The organism is Stenotrophomonas sp. GW821-FHT09E08 (assembly GCF_059416125.1).
Genome location: NZ_JBWKOO010000018.1, coordinates 1 through 16,998 on the forward strand (window position 1 = coordinate 1; position 16,998 = coordinate 16,998).

At 66.5% G+C, this 16,998-nt stretch carries 11 protein-coding genes and 1 tRNA gene; 7 read left to right on the plus strand and 5 right to left on the minus strand.

Features of this window, described 5'->3' with window-relative positions; translation table 11 throughout:
• Positions 1-77, plus strand: a tRNA-Arg gene (locus tag AC07M7_RS18415).
• A 657-nt stretch (positions 78-734) separates the two neighbouring features.
• Here AC07M7_RS18415 and AC07M7_RS18420 read toward each other — a convergent pair.
• Complete coding sequence (locus AC07M7_RS18420) at positions 735-1,655, minus strand: LysR family transcriptional regulator (RefSeq protein WP_065723159.1); 921 nt, start codon at positions 1,653-1,655, stop codon at positions 735-737.
• 140 nt (positions 1,656-1,795) lie between these two features.
• Here AC07M7_RS18420 and AC07M7_RS18425 point away from each other — a divergent pair, with 140 nt between their 5' ends.
• Entirely contained in the window at positions 1,796-2,497 is a 702-nt protein-coding gene (locus tag AC07M7_RS18425) for a pirin family protein (protein ID WP_046985863.1), read from the plus strand.
• Between the two features lie 135 nt (positions 2,498-2,632).
• Here the strand turns inward: AC07M7_RS18425 and AC07M7_RS18430 are convergent, their stop codons facing one another.
• Both AC07M7_RS18430 and AC07M7_RS18435 read right to left on the minus strand, forming a co-directional pair.
• The gene (locus AC07M7_RS18430; protein WP_478475170.1) at positions 2,633-4,831 is read right to left on the minus strand and encodes a TonB-dependent siderophore receptor; all 2,199 of its coding nucleotides are present in this window, start codon (positions 4,829-4,831) and stop codon (positions 2,633-2,635) included.
• A 149-nt stretch (positions 4,832-4,980) separates the two neighbouring features.
• Positions 4,981-5,676, minus strand: coding sequence for an alpha/beta hydrolase (locus tag AC07M7_RS18435; RefSeq protein WP_495208011.1), 696 nt, complete (start codon positions 5,674-5,676; stop codon positions 4,981-4,983).
• 184 nt (positions 5,677-5,860) lie between these two features.
• On the opposite strand from AC07M7_RS18435, the gene AC07M7_RS18440 reads away from it, so the two are divergent.
• Positions 5,861-7,000: an MFS transporter gene (locus AC07M7_RS18440; protein ID WP_495208044.1), complete on the plus strand. Its 1,140-nt coding sequence runs from the start codon at positions 5,861-5,863 to the stop codon at positions 6,998-7,000.
• An 80-nt stretch (positions 7,001-7,080) separates the two neighbouring features.
• Here the strand turns inward: AC07M7_RS18440 and AC07M7_RS18445 are convergent, their stop codons facing one another.
• On the minus strand, positions 7,081-8,232 hold the full coding sequence (locus tag AC07M7_RS18445; RefSeq protein WP_046985859.1) for an alpha/beta fold hydrolase: 1,152 nt from the start codon (positions 8,230-8,232) through the stop codon (positions 7,081-7,083).
• Between the two features lie 185 nt (positions 8,233-8,417).
• Between AC07M7_RS18445 and AC07M7_RS18450 the strand changes: the two genes are divergently transcribed.
• The 4 genes from AC07M7_RS18450 (at position 8,418) to AC07M7_RS18465 (ending at position 15,301) form a co-directional block, all read left to right on the plus strand.
• Positions 8,418-9,764 carry a c-type cytochrome gene (locus AC07M7_RS18450; protein WP_495208012.1) on the plus strand — a complete coding sequence of 449 codons (1,347 nt, stop codon included), beginning with the start codon at positions 8,418-8,420 and terminating at the stop codon, positions 9,762-9,764.
• Entirely contained in the window at positions 9,761-10,687 is a 927-nt protein-coding gene (locus AC07M7_RS18455) for a c-type cytochrome (RefSeq protein ID WP_136638838.1), read from the plus strand. Before AC07M7_RS18450 ends, AC07M7_RS18455 begins: the two co-directional genes overlap by 4 nt.
• Positions 10,688-10,805: 118 nt before the next feature.
• Positions 10,806-13,184: a TonB-dependent receptor gene (locus tag AC07M7_RS18460; RefSeq protein WP_495208013.1), complete on the plus strand. Its 2,379-nt coding sequence runs from the start codon at positions 10,806-10,808 to the stop codon at positions 13,182-13,184.
• 8 nt (positions 13,185-13,192) lie between these two features.
• On the plus strand, positions 13,193-15,301 hold the full coding sequence (locus tag AC07M7_RS18465; protein WP_495208014.1) for a phosphocholine-specific phospholipase C: 2,109 nt from the start codon (positions 13,193-13,195) through the stop codon (positions 15,299-15,301).
• Between the two features lie 100 nt (positions 15,302-15,401).
• Here the strand turns inward: AC07M7_RS18465 and AC07M7_RS18470 are convergent, their stop codons facing one another.
• Positions 15,402-16,997 (minus strand): alkaline phosphatase D family protein, encoded by a 1,596-nt coding sequence (locus AC07M7_RS18470; protein WP_495208015.1) that lies wholly within the window; start codon positions 16,995-16,997, stop codon positions 15,402-15,404.
• Position 16,998 lies beyond the last annotated feature (1 nt).

Here is a 16,998-nt window from a genome sequence, read left to right on the forward strand (position 1 = left end):
GCGCCCGTAGCTCAGTTGGATAGAGTACCTGGCTACGAACCAGGCGGTCGGGAGTTCGAATCTCTCCGGGCGCACCATTACACCGAAACAGCAGGCCTCGGCCTGCTGTTTTTTTATGTGTGTTTTTCGGCAGGGCTGCGCCCTGCACCCGCCGATGCTTCAAGCCAAGGCAACGGCAACAGCAGAAGCTGGTGTTCCGTGGGATGGCGGGGCGGTATGGGCAGGCAGGACACGCCGTAAACCCATCCATGGGGGCTCGATGGCGGCATCCATGCCGCCAACGGTCCTGCCTGCCCATGCCACCCCACCTCTGACAGGTTTCCGCGATCTGATGGATCCACGCCATGCGTGGATGAATCTCCATCGGAATCGAATATTTCGAATCGAGATCGAAAAGCATCCACGCATGGCGTGGATCTACCGTGTCGACCAAGGTCGACACCCACCAACGGCCGCAGGAATGTGTCGAAGGCGGGGTGGGTCCGGTTGCGGGGGCGTGAGCCGCATGGGCCCGAGGGATGCCTCGGGCGGGTTGGGCAGGACGCCCAACCCCGGTCTTGCCGTGTGCGCAGGACTGCGCACACGAGCAAGCGGCGACCGAGCTTACATGGACGTACTTGCAGCGGCCCCCGCAACCGGACCCACCCCGCCTCCCCACAGGAAACCAGCTTCTGCTGTTGATGTTGCTGTTGCTCCAGCTCGTAGCGGGTGCAGGGCGCAGCCCTGCCGTACCCCTAACCCCGTGCCATTGACTGCCACCACTGCGACAGCAGCTCCGGCCTGCGCAGGCGCTCGCGCCACCAGCGCAGTGCTGCACCATCTTCACCGGTACGCCAGGCCAGCCAGAACGTCTCTTCCGGCTTGTGCTCCTCCACTTCGCGGATCACCAGCTGGCCGCGCGCTACTGCCGCGCGCGCGCACGGCTCGGGCAGGAATCCGAAGCCCACCCCCTCGCATTGCAGCTTCAGCTTGCTGGCCATGTCCGGCACCGTCAGCATTTCCTGCCCCATCAACAGGCCGACCGTGCGTGGCAACAGCCGCCGCGCCGAATCGGAGACGGCGATCGCGCAATGCTCGACCAGCTGCTCGCGACCGAGCACGCCCGGCACCGCCGCCAAGGGATGATCGGGCGCGACCGCGAACACGAACTCCACCGTGCCCAGCGGCTCGACCACGTAACCACCGCCACTGGGGCCCTCGCCCGGCGCACCGACCAGCAGGTCGGCACGGCGGTCCAGCAGGGCTTCCCAGGTGCCGGACAGGGCCTCGCCAATCAGCCGCAGCCGTGTCGGCGCCTCGGCCTCACGGAATGCGGCGATATCCGGCCCCAACAGCCAGGTCGGAAACACCGAGTCGACCGCCAGGGTCAGCTCGGTCTCCCAGCCCGAGGCCACCCGCCGCACCCGCAGCTCCAGCTCACGCGCGGCGCGCAGCAGGTGCCTGCCCTCTTCCAGCAGCGCGCGGCCGGCCTCGGTCGGTTCGGCGCGCGGTCCGACCCGGTCGAACAGCTGCACGCCCAGGTCCTCCTCCAGCTTGGCCACGGTGTAGGAGATGGTTGAGGGCACTTTGTGCAGGGCCTTGCCGGCGCCGGCAAACGAACCACGGCGGTCGATGGCATCCAGGATCTGCAGGGCATCGAGGCTGAGCTTGAGCATTCGATTTTTTCGATGATGGCTGTCAAAACTATCCGTTTTTCAAAGCCGGGGCGCAAGCGGATACTTCTCTCCAACGGGAAAACACAGCGGCCAGAGGCCCATCCCGCCCCATCGAAACCATCGAACAAGGAGATTCCATCATGCTGCAGATCCGCAAGAGCGCTACCCGTGGCCTGGCCGAGCATGGCTGGCTGTCCTCGCGCCATACCTTCTCCTTCGCCAACTACTACGACCCCCGTTACGTCAGCTTCGGCCCGCTGCGGGTGATCAACGAAGACAAGGTGATCGGCGGCCAGGGCTTCGGCACCCACAGCCACAGCAACATGGAGATCGTTTCCTATGTACTGGGCGGCGCGCTGGAGCACAAGGACTCGATGGGCACCGGTTCGGTGCTGCGCTACGGCGACGTGCAGCGCATGAGTGCCGGCAGCGGTGTCAGCCACAGCGAGTTCAACCATTCGGCCGATGAGCCGGTGCACTTCCTGCAGATCTGGATCTTCCCGGACGCGGAGAACATCACCCCGTCGTACGAGGAGACCCACTTCGCGCCGGAGACCAAGCGCGGCCAGCTGCGCCTGATTGCCTCGCCTGACGGTGCCGACGGCTCGCTGCGTATCCACCAGGATGCCCGCATCTTCGCCACCATCCTCGATGGCGGCCAGAAGCTGCACCACGCGCTTGGCAACGGTCGTGGCGCCTATGTGCAGGTGGCGCGGGGCCAGCTGCAGGTCAACGGCATCACCCTGGAAGCCGGCGATGCGCTGCAGGTCAGCGACGAAGCACAGCTGACCCTGGAAAACGGCAACGACGCAGAAGTGCTGGTGTTCGACCTGCCGCTGTAACGACAACGCCCGCGATGCTCCAGTGCATCGCGGGCGCATTTCTGTAGCGCCGGGCCCACGCTCGGCTGCTGTTTGCCTGGATCAGGCCATGCACGGCCAGCCGAGAGCGGGCTCGGCGCTACAGCACCACCGGCGTCAGAACTTGTACGTCATCGCCAGGCGTACGTTGCGCGGCTCACCCCAGGTATAGGTGCTGTACCAGCTGAAGATCGTGTAGTACCGCTTGTCCAGCAGGTTGTTGACGTTGAGCGTAGCCGACAGGCGATCACTGAATTCATAACGCGCCATCGCATCCAGCAACCAATACGGTTGGGTGCGATGAACCACCTTGGCCTGCGTGGCCGGGTTGGTGATCTCACCGAAAGTGGAATCCTGCCAGCGCGCACCACCACCGAGCGTCAGCCCCTTCCAGTCGCCGCGCAGGCGGTAGCTGGTGTGCAGGCTGAACTGATTCTCCGGCTCCAGCGTCGACACCTTGGTCCCGGCCTGGCGTGCGATCTTGTGGGCGAAACCACCCTGCACCTGCCAGCCCTCGGCCAGCTGGCCGGACAGCTCCAGCTCATAGCCCTTGGTGCGCACGCCCATCAGCGCGCGGTAGGCGATGTCGCCGGTCGGCGTCTTGCCACCGGAAGGCTGGGCGAAGTTGTCCTGGTCGAGCTGGAACAGCGCCGCACTGGCGTTGAAGCGGCCATCGAAGAATTCCGCCTTCAGGCCCATCTCGTAGCTGCGTCCTTCCAGCGGATCCAGCGCCTTGCCCTGTTCGTCGCGCTCGCCCTGCGGCTTGAAAATGGTGCTGTAGCTGGCATACACCGAATAGTGTTCGCCGAGGTCGTAGACCACGCCGGCATACGGTACGAACACGCCGGTCTCGCGCGTCTGCGGCGAGCGGTAGCTGGCCAGGCGGCTGCCGACGATCACCTTCAACGGATCGGCAACATCGAAGCGGCCGACCACATAGACGCCGTTCTCGCGGGTCACTTCATTGTTGTCGTAGCCCCGCTGCCATTGCGGCTCGGGAATGTCCCCCTGCCACGCGCGATAGTCCGGCACCGCTGTCGGGTAGCCGGGCTGCGGTGAGTAACCGGTGTTGGTCCAGCGCTTGCGCGACGCGCTGCCGCCGACCACCAGTTCATGCTCGCGCCCAAGCAGGCCGAAGCGCCCGCTGACGTAGAAGTCGGCGGCGTTGCTGACGGTCTTGCCGACATACTTGCCCAGCCACAGCGACACACCTTCGCCGGTAACCGGATCGGGATTGCCACCGGCCGCGCCGGCCAGGGCCGCGTCATAGCCATTGACCTGATGGTTGAGCTGCAGCTTGGCAACCCAGTCATTGTTGAACGTGTGCTCCAACGTGGCGAAGCCGGTGCGCACGTACTGGCGCCAGCCGCTCCAATGGGTGCCATTGTTGAACGAACGCGGCATGTCGTTGAAGTTGCCCTGGCTGTCCAGCAGCGGGATGCCGCCCCAGGTCGAGCCCTTCGGATCGCTCTCCAGTACGTCCCCGCCGACAGTCAGCAGGGTGCGCTCGCCCACGTCGGCCTCAAGCACTGCGTAGCCCACCTTGCTGGTGCGCTGGTAGAAATCGAGATTGGAATGCTTGTCCTGCCAGGCACCAACGGCACGGCCACGCACACGACCATCGGCGGTCAGCGGACCACCCACATCGATCTCGGCGCGGTAGTCGTCCCAGCGGCCCACACCCAGCGTCGCACTACCTGCGAAGTCCTTGCCCGGCTTCTTGCGTACCAGGTTGATGGTCGCGCCTGGATCGCCCATGCCGGTCAGCAGGCCGGTGGCGCCCTTGAGCACTTCAATGCGGTCGTAGATGGCGGTGTCGCTGAGCGTGTTACCGGCCGAGTAGGCCGAGTCGCGCGACATCGGGATGCCGTCGTACTGGAAGTTCTGCACGGCGAATCCGCGTGCGTAGTACTCGGTGCGCTCGCTGTCGTAGGTCACGATGCTGATGCCCGGGGTCACCCGCATCACGTCATCGATGCCGTCCAGGCCGAAGTCGTCCATCTGCGCGCGGGTGATCACGCTGATGGTCTGCGGGGTCTGCCGCGGGGTCAACACCAGCCGGGTGGCGGTGGCGATGGTGCCCGGCGTGTAGGCGCCGCTGCCTTCGGTGATGGTGCCGAGCTGGTTGGCGGTGACCTGTACGGTCTGCAGGGTCTGCGAGGCGGGCGCCGGCTTGGCCTTGTCCTCGTCCTGGGAGGACTGGGCGGCCGCGGTGCCGCCGCTCAGTGCAAGCAGCAGCAGACCCTGGGCCAGCGCATGCGACAGCGGCAGGCGACGTGGAAACGGGAGCGGAAAACGGACAGGCACAGACGACACGACGGGACCTCCACGATCGAGTGGGATCCTCTGGCGGCGGCTGGAGGCGGGATGGGAATGGGGCCGGATGGCCGCAGGCGCAGGAGTTTACTCCCCTGCGCCCCGGCTGTCGTGCGGTATGCCGTCGCGCGCGTCGCGATGGCGCCGGATCAGCCGCCTACGGCGGCACAGGCCTCAAGAATCAACGCGGTCACCTCGGCCGGTTTCGAGGCCAGCGAGGCATGGCTGGCATCCAGTTCCAGCAAGCGCTTGGGTTGCATCCGACCAGCCATGACCTTCTGGTTCTCCGGCGCGATCATCCGGTCATGGCGGGACAGCTGGTACCAGCTCGGCTTGTGCTTCCACGCCGGGTCGCTGACCGCATCGCCGAAAGTGCTGGCCAGCGGCGCCTTCTGGGTCACCGCCATCACCCGGCCTTCGTCGTCACTCAGGTCCTGGCAGAAGCTTTCATGGAACTTGTCGGCACGCAGCCACAGGTAGCCATCGCTGTCCGGCGCCAGATTCGGTGCCGCATCCGGCAGATGCTGCTGGGTGATGCCACCGGGACTCTCGCCGGCATCCGGGGCGAACGCCGCGATGTAGACCAGGCCCTTCACGTTGGCCTCGTTGCCGGCCTGGCTGATCACCGCACCACCATAGGAGTGGCCGACCAGCAGCACCGGCCCGTCGATCTGCCGGATCATTTTCTGGGTGCGGTCGGCATCATCGGCCAGCGAGGTGAGCGGTAGTTCCACCGCCTGCACGCGGTCATGGCCGTTGCGATGCAGCTCCAGGATCACTTTGGCCCAGTGTGCGGCCCCGCCCCAGAAACCATGGACGAGGAGGATGGTCGGTGTCGTGCTCATGTACGGATCTCCGGCAGCGGCCGGCGGAATGCCGACCGTGTCGCCACTGTCCGCGTGGGGCGTTAATCACTGGTGACGCATTCGGGTCACTGCAATCGTATGCGTCGCTTGATGTCACGCATGGCACTTGCCCATTCGGCCTGAAAACGTTTTCATGGATACTCATTGGAGCTTCGCACCGCGCATGACGCCCTCATCCCCACGTGCCCAGCAGCACGCCACCCGTGCCGCCTTCTTCATTCCCGGATTCGCCACCGCTGCCTGGGCGCCGATGGTGCCCTATGCCAAAGCCAAGGCCGGGTTGTCCGATGCCAGCCTCGGCGCGGTACTGCTGTGCCTCGGCCTGGGCTCGTTGCTGGCGATGCCGTTGGCCGGTGCCTTGACCGGCCGCCTCGGCTGCCGCCGGCTGCTGGTGGTGACCTGCGCGATGGTGCTGTTGGCATTGCCACTGCTGGCGCTTGCGCCCTCGCCTTTCGCGCTGGGCGCTGCTCTGTTCGTATTCGGTGCCGGCGTGGGCGCGATGGACTGCACGGTGAACATGCAGGCGGTGGCGGTCGAGCGCGACGCCGGGCGCGCAATGATGTCCGGCTTCCACGCCTTCTACAGCATCGGTGGTTTTGTCGGTGCTGGCTGCATGACCGGCCTGCTGATCCTGGGTACGCCGTTGTGGCTGGCCGCGCTGGTCTCGGTAGCGGCGCTGCTGGTGGTGGCGGCGCTGTCGGCCCCGCACTGGCGCCCACAACGGATCCTGCACGAAGGGCCGCTGCTGGCACTGCCGCACGGCGTGGTGCTGTTCATCGGCGTGCTGGCCTTCGTGGTGTTCCTCGGCGAAGGTTCGATGCTGGACTGGAGTGCGGTGTTCCTGGCCGAAGTACGGCAGGTGCCACGCGACCAGGCTGGTGCCGGCTTCGCGCTGTTCACCCTGGCGATGACCGCGATGCGCCTGTTCGGCGACGGTATCGTCGAGCGCCTGGGCCGGACCCGCACGATGGTCTTCGGCGGCATCACCGCTGCTGCGGGTTTCACCCTGGCCACGCTGGTGCCGTCATTCCCGGTGGCGCTGGCCGGCTACGTACTGGTCGGGCTGGGCTGCGCCAACATCGTGCCAGCGCTGTTTTCCATGGCGGGCCAGCAGCGGGTGATGCCGGAGAGCATCGCCATCACTGCGGTTACCACGCTGGGGTACGCCGTCATCCTCGCCGGCCCGGCAGCGATCGGTGCACTGGCACACGCCACCAGCCTCGGCTTCGCCTTCCTCTGCGTGGCCGCGCTGCTGCTGGGCGTAGCCGCGTCGGCGCGCTCACTGGCACGACGCCTGCCCTGACAGAAAAGGGGACGGAGGGGATTAAGTCGTTTCTAGCCTAGGTGTGCGGGAAACGACCTAATCCCCTCCGCCCCCTTTTTTCAGCTGCGCGCCGGAGCCTTCACCGGCGTATCGGTGTCGTGCACCAGCCATTCGGCCTGGGCGGGCAGCTGCGGTGCCGGGCAGGTGCTTTCCGGATGGTGCTCGTCGCGTGCCATCCAGTCGTCGACCACACCGGCCAGCAGATCCAGCCTCAGCGGCAGGGTGATGTGATCTTCGCCGCGCATCTCGATGTAGTGCGCGCGCGGATTGGCCTGCGCCAGTTCGCGGCCCTGGCTGACCGGGATGTGCTGGTCGCCCTGCCCGTGCAGAAGCAGTACGCAGGCGTGGGTATCGGCCAACGCGCGCGCCACGTCCACACGGTCGAGATCGACGTCGATGCGGCGGCTTGCCGCGGCGACCACCTGGTCGATGTCCTGGCCACCGTAACGCCAGCGCGCGTAGGAGGCTACCGCCTGCGCCTTCAACCCTTCCGGCTGCAACCCCATCAGATGCGGGATCATCGTACGGATGGCCACCCCGGCATTGGCGAATGACTCCATCGCTACCACCCCGGCAACCTGATCGCCCAGCTTGTCGGCGGTGAACACTGCGGTGGCCGCACCGTATGACACACCGAACAGGTACAACGGGCCGGTCACTTCGCCGCGTGCACGCAACTCACCGATCACATCGACCACGTCATCGGATTCATAGGTGCCATAGCCGGACGGACCGGCACCGGACTGGCCGTGGTTGCGCAGGTCGAGGGTGACCACGCGGTAGCCGGACTCGGCCAACTGCAGCGACCACGGCAGCATCGAATCACCGTTCATCATCCAACCGTGCAGCAGCACCACGGTGCCGCGCGGTGCCTGCGCGTGGAAGGGCTGCGGCACGGCCAGGCTCAAGCCGGTATCCAGCGGCAGGCCGTTCTCGTGGCGCTGCGGCAGGTAGTGGTAGCGCGCACCGTAGTTACCCGGATCGAACACGCGCCAGAAGATCGGCACGCCATCGCGCCCCGCTGCGAAACCATGGCGATTGGGCAACTCGGCAATGGCGGCGGCAATGCGCGGGCGATCGAGCAGGGTCGACACGCCACCCGGCGCGATCAGCCGATCAGCGAGCGAGGTGGAGGAGGCATTGATGGAGGAGGAGCATGCAGCCAGCCACAGGCCGGCGCACGCCAGCAACAACAGCAGCAGGCGCTTCATATCACGTCGTAGGGGTGAATCAGACAAGTGGTGACGTTAACGCCCCACCCGACCGGCCATCTATCGCGCGTGGATGACGGCTTGATGACAACGCGGGAACGATTCAGCTTGGTGTACAAGCTGTATCTGTTCAGTCATTGATCCGGATCAATGAACGCGCGTGCGCGATTGCCCACAGTGCCGCCATGCGCACCTCGTTCAAGCTCGCCATTGCCCTGGCCGCCACCGTGGCCGCCGCCTACGGCATCGCCCGCACCACGCCCTACTGGTTCGCACCGCGACAGGAGGCGAAGGTCAACGTCCACGACCCGGCGCTGATCGCGCAGGGGCAATACCTGTCGCGCGCGGCCGACTGCGCTGCCTGCCATACCGCGCCGGGCGGCAAGCCGTTCGCCGGTGGACTGGGCATGCAGACGCCGATGGGCACGATCTATTCGACCAACATCACGCCCGATCCGGACACCGGCATTGGCGCCTACGACTACGCCGACTTCGAGCGCGCGGTCCGTCGCGGCATCCGTCACGATGGGCAGCCGTTGTATCCGGCAATGCCGTACGCCTCATACGTGATCGCCAGCGATGCCGAGATCAAGGCGCTGTACGCCTACTTCATGGGCTCGGTGCAGCCGGTGAAGCAGGACAACGCCGACAGCACGATTCCGTGGCCAGCCAACATGCGCTGGCCACTGGCCTGGTGGCAGCTGCTGTTCGCACGCCCGCGCAGCTTCAGCCCGGATCCAGCGCTGGATGCCGGCGAGCAGCGTGGTGCAGAACTGGTGGAAGGCCTGGCTCACTGCGGCGCCTGCCACACGCCACGCGGGCTGGCCTTCCAGGAAAAGGCGATGGCCGACGATGGCAGCGGCCAGTTCCTGTCCGGTTCGGTACTGGAAGGCTGGTACGCGAAGAACCTGCGCAATGAATCGACCGGCCTGGCCAGCTGGAGCGAGGGCGAGATCGTCGACTTCCTGCGCACCGGCCGCACCGATCGTTCGGCGGCCTTCGGTGGCATGGCCGATGTGGTCGAGCACAGCACGCAGTACCTGTCCGACGCCGACCTGCTGGCCATGGCACGCTACCTGAAACAACTGCCGGCACGCGAGGGCCGCAGCGCACAGTGGTCACCGGGTACCGACACCACCACCGCCGCACTGCGCAGTGGCGACTATCGCGTGGCCGGCTCGCTGGCCTATGCAGAGCACTGCCAGGCCTGCCATCGCGCCGACGGCCGCGGCATGCCACGGGTCTACCCAGCACTGGCTGGCAACTCGATCGTGTTCGCCGATGATCCCAGTTCGCTGGTGCAGGTGACCCTGATCGGTGGTCGCACGCCGCATACCCCGCACGACCGCATGGCGTTCACCATGCCCGGTTTCGAGCGGCTGCCGAATGCACAACTGGCACAGATCCTGACCTTCATCCGCAGCAGCTGGGGCAACCAGGCCAGCGCGGTCAGCGAGGTCGACGTGGCGAGGATGCGCCGGGTGGTGCGTGACAAGCCGGTGCATTACGTTCCGCAGGAGGCTGCACGATGAAGCGTTCGCGCAAACGTTCCCGCCTGCTGCCCGGCAGTGCGATCGCCGTTGTGCTGCTGGCCGGTGCCGGCACCCTCGCCTACCGCCATCTGTACCCGGACCTGGATGCCGCGGTGGCCAGCACGATCGATATTCTCGACGCGCAGGGCACGGTGGTCGGCCAGTACCACGCCCCCAGCGCCGAGGAAATTGCCGGGCTGGGCAATGCCGGGTCGGTGATGCTCGGCCGCCGCCTCCTCAACGAGACCGCGCGGTTGCTGCCGGACAACGTCGGCAACGATCTGAACTGCAATTCGTGCCACATGGCCGAGGGCAAGCGGCCGTTCGGCAACCACTACTTCAATACGGGTGGTGGTGCCTACCCGCGCTACATGCCACGGCCAGGCAAGGTGATCGGGCTGACCGAGCGCATCAATGGCTGCCTGCAGCGCTCGATGAACGGCAAACCGCTGGCCAAGGACGCGCCGGAAATGCGTGCCATGCTGGAATACATGACCTGGTTGAGCCGTCCCGTTCCTGAAGGCGCGCGCGTGGCGGCACCCAGCGAAGGGCCGATCGACAGCTCACTGACACCTGATCCGATCCGCGGTCAGGCGCTGTACGCCGCGCAATGCGCCGCCTGCCACGGTGACAACGGCGAAGGCCGGCGCGATGCCAGCGGTGATATCGCCTTCCCGCCGCTGTGGGGTGACCGCAGTTTCAACATCGGCGCGGGCATGGCGCGTCTGTACAAGGCCGCCGGCTTCGTCAAGCACAACATGCCGCCGGCAGTGACCCGCGAGCCCCCGCTGGGGCAGCAGGTGATGCCCGACCAGGATGCGGTGGACGTCGCCAGCTACTTCATCAACCAGCCGCGTCCGGACTTCGCCAACAAGGCCAAGGACTGGCCGCGTGACCCGAAACCAAAGGATGCGCGCTACTGAGGCAGGCGGCCGCAGGTACCGGCCGTCACACAACACGGTTCCTGCATCTTCGCGTCATGCCGATGTCATTGGCGCTGCCGACACTTCGGGGCTTCCCTCCCCTCAAGGTCCGGTCTCGATGCGAACCATTGCGCGCTTTCCCCGTGTCTCCCTGCTTGCCCTGCTGATCGCCCCCGCACTGGATGCCCTGGCCGAAGCACCGCAGGGCGACGCGGCCGAACCGCGCAGCAGCGATGCCCGCACCCTGGACCAGGTGCAGGTGATCGGCCAGGCCACCAGCTACGCCAAGACCTCGGTACGTGCGGAAACGTTGAACCGGCAGACCGTGATGAGCAGCGTCAACGACGCACTCAATGAAGTACCCGGGGTGGTGGTCAGTGAAGCCGACGCCACCGGTTCGTCGGTGTGGGGCACGCAGATCAGCATGCGCGGTTTCGTCACCAACCGCGATACGCAGCAGATCGGCACCACCATCGATGGCCTGCCCAATGGCGGCTCGGGCTACGGCGGCGGCTCGCTGGCCAACCGCTACATCGACACCCTCGATCTGGAAACGGTGGAAGTCAGCCAGGGCACCGCTGACATCTCCTCGCGCTCGAACGAAGCCCTCGGGGGCACCCTGAACTTCCTCACCAGCGATCCGCTGCAGGACAGCCGCCTGCGCTTCGTGGTCGGCGCCGGTGACAACGAGGCACGCAAGTACTACGTGCGCTACGACACCGGCCTGCTCGGCGGCCACACCCGCGCCTGGGTCAGCGCTTCCTCCGCGCGCGTGCACGACTGGATCGACGGCAGCGGCAAGACCAGCAACGACCACATCGCCGGCAAGTTCATCACCGAGCTGGATCGCTGGACGCTGACCGGCTACCTGTCCTACAACGATGCCGACGAGCCGGAATACACCAGCGTCTCGCCGAAGGGCTTCGCCACCAACCCGGATCGCGACAACCTGGTCGGCACCCTCACCGGCATTCCGTACCTGGACCAGAACTTCCGTTCCGGCTCGCGTGCGCTGCGCGAGAACACCTTCGGCTACCTGCGCGCGGCCTTCGACGGCAGTAACGGTTTCAAGGCCTCGGTGGCCGCTTATGGGCACCGAATGGAAGGCCGCGGTGACTGGCTGCCGCCCTACCTGGCACAGGTCAGCGATGACGGTGCTGGCCGCCCGGAATCGGAGTATCTCGGTGGCAGGACCGTGTTCGGCGGCAGCAACCGCGGCCAGATCTTCTTCGTCAATCCCGATGGCAGCGCCGCACAGCGCCTGGCCAGCTGCACCCCACGGCTGGGCTTCACTGCCGAGTACGACCCGAACTGCTACGCCGGCAACGTGTTGGGCGCGCAGTCGTACCGCCACACCCACTACGACAACAACCGCAAGGGCGTGACCGCCGACGTCGAGTGGCGGCAGACTTTCGGTGCCGTCGACAACACGATCCGTGGCGGGCTGTGGGTGGAGAAGCTGGACCGCTCGGCACGCCGCGACTGGCATCGCCTGCTCAACGTCGGCCAGAACATCGCCTTCGACCACCAGCCGTACTGGGTGCAGTTCGAGGACAAGTACAAGGTTGATGAGCAGATGTACTACGTCGAGGATGTCGCGCGCTTCGGCCCGTTCAGCGCGCGCCTGGGCGTGAAGCAGTTCTTCGTCGACCAGTCGCGCCGCCGCGTGATCGGTGCCAATGAGCACGTGAAATCCGATTCCAAGTCCGATCCGCTGCTGTCCACCGGCTTCACCTGGGCGCCAGGCGTGGAAGGCATGGAGCTGTTCGCCGGCTTCTCGCAGAACTTCGCCGCTATTCCCTCCGGCGTGCTCGGCGAGACCGATCCCCAACGCTTCCGCAACGTGGAGCCGGAAACCGCCGACAACATCGAAGTCGGCATGCGCATCAGCCGCTGGCCGCTGACCGCCTCGGTCACCCTGTACAACATCAAGTTCGACAACCGCATCGTCTACCTGCCGGCCGGCTTTGTCAGCGGCATCGACTACCTGGGCGAGACCGACGGCGTCTACGAGAACTTCGGCGGCGTGGAGAGCAACGGTCTGGAGGCCGCGTTCGGCTATGGCTGGGACAACGGCTGGCGCCTCAACGCTGCCTATACCTACAACCGCTCCAAGTACCTGGGCAGTGGCGACGCCGCACGTGATACCCAGCTCGGCATCGTCGACGGTGCCAAGGTGATCGGCCAGCCCGAACAGACCCTGGTGCTGTCGGCCGACTGGCAGGGTGAAAGCTGGAACTTCGGCCTGTCCGGCCGCTACCTGGGCACGCGCTACCTCGATGCCGCCAACGTCAACAAGCTGCCCTCGGCCACCGTGTTCAACGCCAACATCGGCTTCGACCTGCAGGGCCTGTCGCCGCGCCTGAAGGGCATGGGCGCCAACCTGGTGGTGAGCAACCTCACCGACAAGCGGTATCTTGCAGGGGTGGATGGCCGCGACAACGCCTTCATCGGCGCACCGCGTACCGTCGGCATCTCCTTCCGTGTGGACCTGTGAGTGAACCCGTGACCGATATCGGCCGACGCCGGTTGTTGCAGGCCGGCGCTGCCGCCGGCCTTTCCCCCCTTCTGCCCAGCATCGCCCGGGCTGCTGCGATCGCACCCGCCGCGCAGACGCGCAGCCTGGAAGACCTGCAGCACATCGTGGTGTTCATGCAGGAGAACCGCTCGTTCGACCACTACTTCGGCACGCTGCCGGGGGTACGTGGCTTCGGCGACCGCTTCGTGGCCCCGGCCGCCGCGCTGCAGGCCGGTGGCCGCGCGCGCAGCCTGTGGCTGCAACCCGATGCCAGCGGCACGCGCGCGATCGCACCGTTCCCGCTGGATACCGCTGCGCACTTCGGCTACATGCGGGTGGAAGGCACGCCGCACACCTGGCCTGATGCACAGCGTGCCTGGGACCATGGACGCATGGGGCAATGGCCGAAAGCCAAACAGAACCATTCGATGGGCTATTTCCAGCGCAGCGACCTGCCCTTCCAGTTCGCCCTGGCCGACGCGTTCACTATCTGCGACGCCTACCACTGTGCGATGCAGGCCGGAACCAACCCGAACCGGGTGTTCCTATGGACCGGCCACAACGATGCGACCGCGCGCGCCGGTGGCCCGGTGATCGCCAACTCGCACGACAACTTCCCGGAACATGGCGGGCATCCGGCGTCGTACCGATGGACCAGCTATGTAGAACGCCTGCAGAAGGCCGGGGTGTCCTGGCAGATCTACCAGGACATGGCCGACAACTTCACCGACAACCCGCTGGCCGGCTTCGAGTCCTTCCGCCAGGCCTACCGCGCTGCGCCGGGGCATGACCCGCAGCTGCGCGCGCGTGGGGTCAGCACGCGTGGGCTGGCACAGCTGCGCCAGGACGTGGTCGACGGGCGCCTGCCGCAGGTCAGCTTCATCATCGCCGACGCGGCCGGCAGCGAGCATCCCGGCCCTTCCAGCCCGGCCCAGGGCGCGGCGTACACCGCGCGCGTGCTGGATGCACTGACCGCCGATCCAGAAGTGTGGAGCCGCACCGCCCTGTTGCTGATGTTCGACGAGAACGACGGTTTCTTCGACCACATGCCGCCACCGGCACCGCCTTCGCCGGAAAACGGTGGCTGGGCGGGTGCGTCTTCGGTCAGCACCGAGGGCGAGTACCACCGCCATCCGACACCGGGGGATGAGAAGTACGACGCCGCCGAGCTGCGCGGACGCCCCTACGGACTGGGCCCGCGCGTGCCGCTCTACGTGATCTCGCCCTGGAGCCGGGGTGGCTGGGTCGATTCGCAGGTGTACGACCACACCTCGGTCATACGCCTGATCGAACGCCGATTCGGCGTGGCCGCACCGGACATCTCGCCGTGGCGCCGCGCGGTCTGCGGTGACCTCAGCAATGCCTTCGACTTCGCCCAGCGTGATACCCGCCCGTTCGTACGCGGCCTGCCCGACGTCAGCGCGGTTGCCGCACGCGCTGCCGCCCTGCCGGGACGCACCGTGCCGGCGTTGCCGGAGGGACTGAAGCCGGCGAAACAGGAAAGCGGCGTACGCCCGGCGCGTGCCCTGCCCTATCGGCCGCAGGCATCGATTACTGCGATCGACGCATCGGGCGTGGATCTGACGCTGTCCTGCGAAGGCGCAGCGGCGGTGCTGCATGTGTACGATCGGCTGCGGCTGGGTGCGGTGCCACGCCGCTATACGCTGGTACCGGGCACGCCGCTGCGCGAGCGCTGGGCGCTGGACGCCCAGGGACGCTATGACCTGTGGCTGCTCGGCCCGAATGGCTTCCACCGTCACTTCCAGGGCGCTGCCAAAGGGCCCGTCGTGCAGGCGTCGGTCGAGCGCGCCGAAGGCCAGCTGCGGCTGCATCTGCGCAATCTCAGCGATGCCGTACAGCAGCTGCGCGTGCATGCCGGCGCCTATGCCGGGCACATGCCGGAACAGACGCTGGCGCTGCCGGCGCATGCAGAGACCGCATTGGCGTGGGATGCAACGCCTACCGCGGGCTGGTATGACCTGCAGGTCGGCGCGGGTGAGAGCGTGCTGCGTCTGGCCGGTCGCGCAGAAGATGGTCGCCCCGGCACCAGCGACCCGGCGATGGGCAGCGAGCCATTGCGGTTCGAGCACGATTGAAGGATCTCTGTAGAGCCGAGCCCATGCTCGGCTGCTTTTCCGGTCAGTTATCGAAGAGCAGCCGAGCATGGGCTCGGCTCTACAGGGTAGACCGGTAGATTCAGGCCTCCTGCAACCCCGGCCGGCCGTGCTCCACCGCATAGCGTTTCCAGCTCTGCACCGTTCCGTTCGGCTGCATCACGGTATCCAGCGTCTTCATGTCGCCGATCCAGGCATCACGGGTGACATCGCACAGCACATAGCCGCGCTTGTCGGTGGTCGCCTTCAATTGCGGACTGTGCCGCAGCTGGTTCTCGGCATACGCGTCCACGCCCTGGCCATCGGCGCCGGAGGTGATCGAGGTGGCGAGGAATTCACTGGAGATCACGCCCGAGTCACGATGGTCCTGCACCAGGTCACTGGCGTAGTGCCGATGCGCGTCGCCGCAGGCGGTCACTACATTGCCGAAGCCAACCTTCTGGATGTGGTCAAGCAGGCGCCGGCGGCTGTCCAGATAGCCCGACCATTGGTCGTCGGACGACTGCACCACACCATCCTTCTCGCGCATGTAGTTGCCCAGTGCCACCTGGTGGGCGATGGTGTGCCAACGTGGCGTGGCATCGGCCAGTCCGTCGAACAGCCAGCGCTCCTGCTTCGCACCGACGATGCTGCGCGCCGGTGATTCCACTTCCTCATGCAGCGCCATGTCTACCTGCTTGCTGCGGTACTGGCGGGTGTCGAGCAGGTGCAGGTCCATCAGCGTGCCATAGCGGGCACGCCGATACATCTGCATGTGGCCGTTGCGGGGAAGCGCCGATCGGCGCAGCGGCATGTTCTCGTAGTAAGCCTGGAAGGCCTGTGCGCGGCGCAGCAGGAACACCTCGCTGGGGGTATCGTCCTGGTCCTCCGCACCGGCCCAGTTGTTGTCCACTTCATGGTCATCGAAGGTGACGAACCACGGCGCCGACGCATGCGCGGCCTGCAGGTCGGAATCGCTCTTGTACTGGGCGTAGCGGCGGCGGTAATCGTCCAGCGTGTAGATCTGCGGTCCAACATGGTTGCGCAGGTTGGTGAATGGCCGGCCGTTCATCCTGCGCACGCCCGGTTGGCTTGCGCCCTCGTAGATGTAGTCGCCATAGTGGAAGACGAAGTCCAGCGGCTCCTCGGCGATGCGCCGCCATGCGGTGTAATGGCCCTCTTCATAGTGCTGGCAACCGGCCACGGCGAAACGGACACGATCAACCGCAGCGTTGGCTGCCGGCAGCGTGCGGGTGTGGCCCACGGCACTGGCGTGGCCGCCCACGCTGAAGCGATACCAGTACGGACGGCCCGGTGCCAGCCCTTCCAGCTCCACGTGCACCGCATGGCCAAGCTCGGGGTGGGCCATCGCCGAACCTTGGCGCACCACGTTGCGCATGCCATCGTCGGCCGCCAGCTGCCACTGGACCGCCATCGGCTGCGTCGGCATGCCACCACCGAACACCAGCGGCTCCGTTGCCAGGCGTGTCCACAGCACCATGCCATCGGCCGAGGGATCACCCGAGGCCACGCCCAGGGTGAACGGTGTACTGGCGAACCGCGGCGATGCCAGCAGGTTGCGCGGGTTCAGCGCGGTGGCATCGGTCTGCGCGGCCAGCGCCCGTGCCGTGCCCATCCAGGCGCCGGCGGCGGACAGGCCGGCCAGGGCCAGGAATCGCCTGCGATTGATCGTATCCACG

Excerpts from the sequence above, each read along its gene's own strand:
- AC07M7_RS18440 (WP_495208044.1), top strand. The coding sequence starts at position 5,861 with ATGACGCCCTCATCCCCACGTGCCCAGCAGCACGCCACCCGTGCCGCC.
- AC07M7_RS18460 (WP_495208013.1), top strand. The coding sequence starts at position 10,806 with ATGCGAACCATTGCGCGCTTTCCCCGTGTCTCCCTGCTTGCCCTGCTG.
- AC07M7_RS18455 (WP_136638838.1), top strand. The coding sequence starts at position 9,761 with ATGAAGCGTTCGCGCAAACGTTCCCGCCTGCTGCCCGGCAGTGCGATC.
- AC07M7_RS18450 (WP_495208012.1), top strand. The coding sequence starts at position 8,418 with ATGCGCACCTCGTTCAAGCTCGCCATTGCCCTGGCCGCCACCGTGGCC.
- AC07M7_RS18435 (WP_495208011.1), bottom strand. The coding sequence starts at position 5,676 with ATGAGCACGACACCGACCATCCTCCTCGTCCATGGTTTCTGGGGCGGG.
- AC07M7_RS18425 (WP_046985863.1), top strand. The coding sequence starts at position 1,796 with ATGCTGCAGATCCGCAAGAGCGCTACCCGTGGCCTGGCCGAGCATGGC.
- AC07M7_RS18420 (WP_065723159.1), bottom strand. The coding sequence starts at position 1,655 with ATGCTCAAGCTCAGCCTCGATGCCCTGCAGATCCTGGATGCCATCGAC.
- AC07M7_RS18445 (WP_046985859.1), bottom strand. The coding sequence starts at position 8,232 with ATGAAGCGCCTGCTGCTGTTGTTGCTGGCGTGCGCCGGCCTGTGGCTG.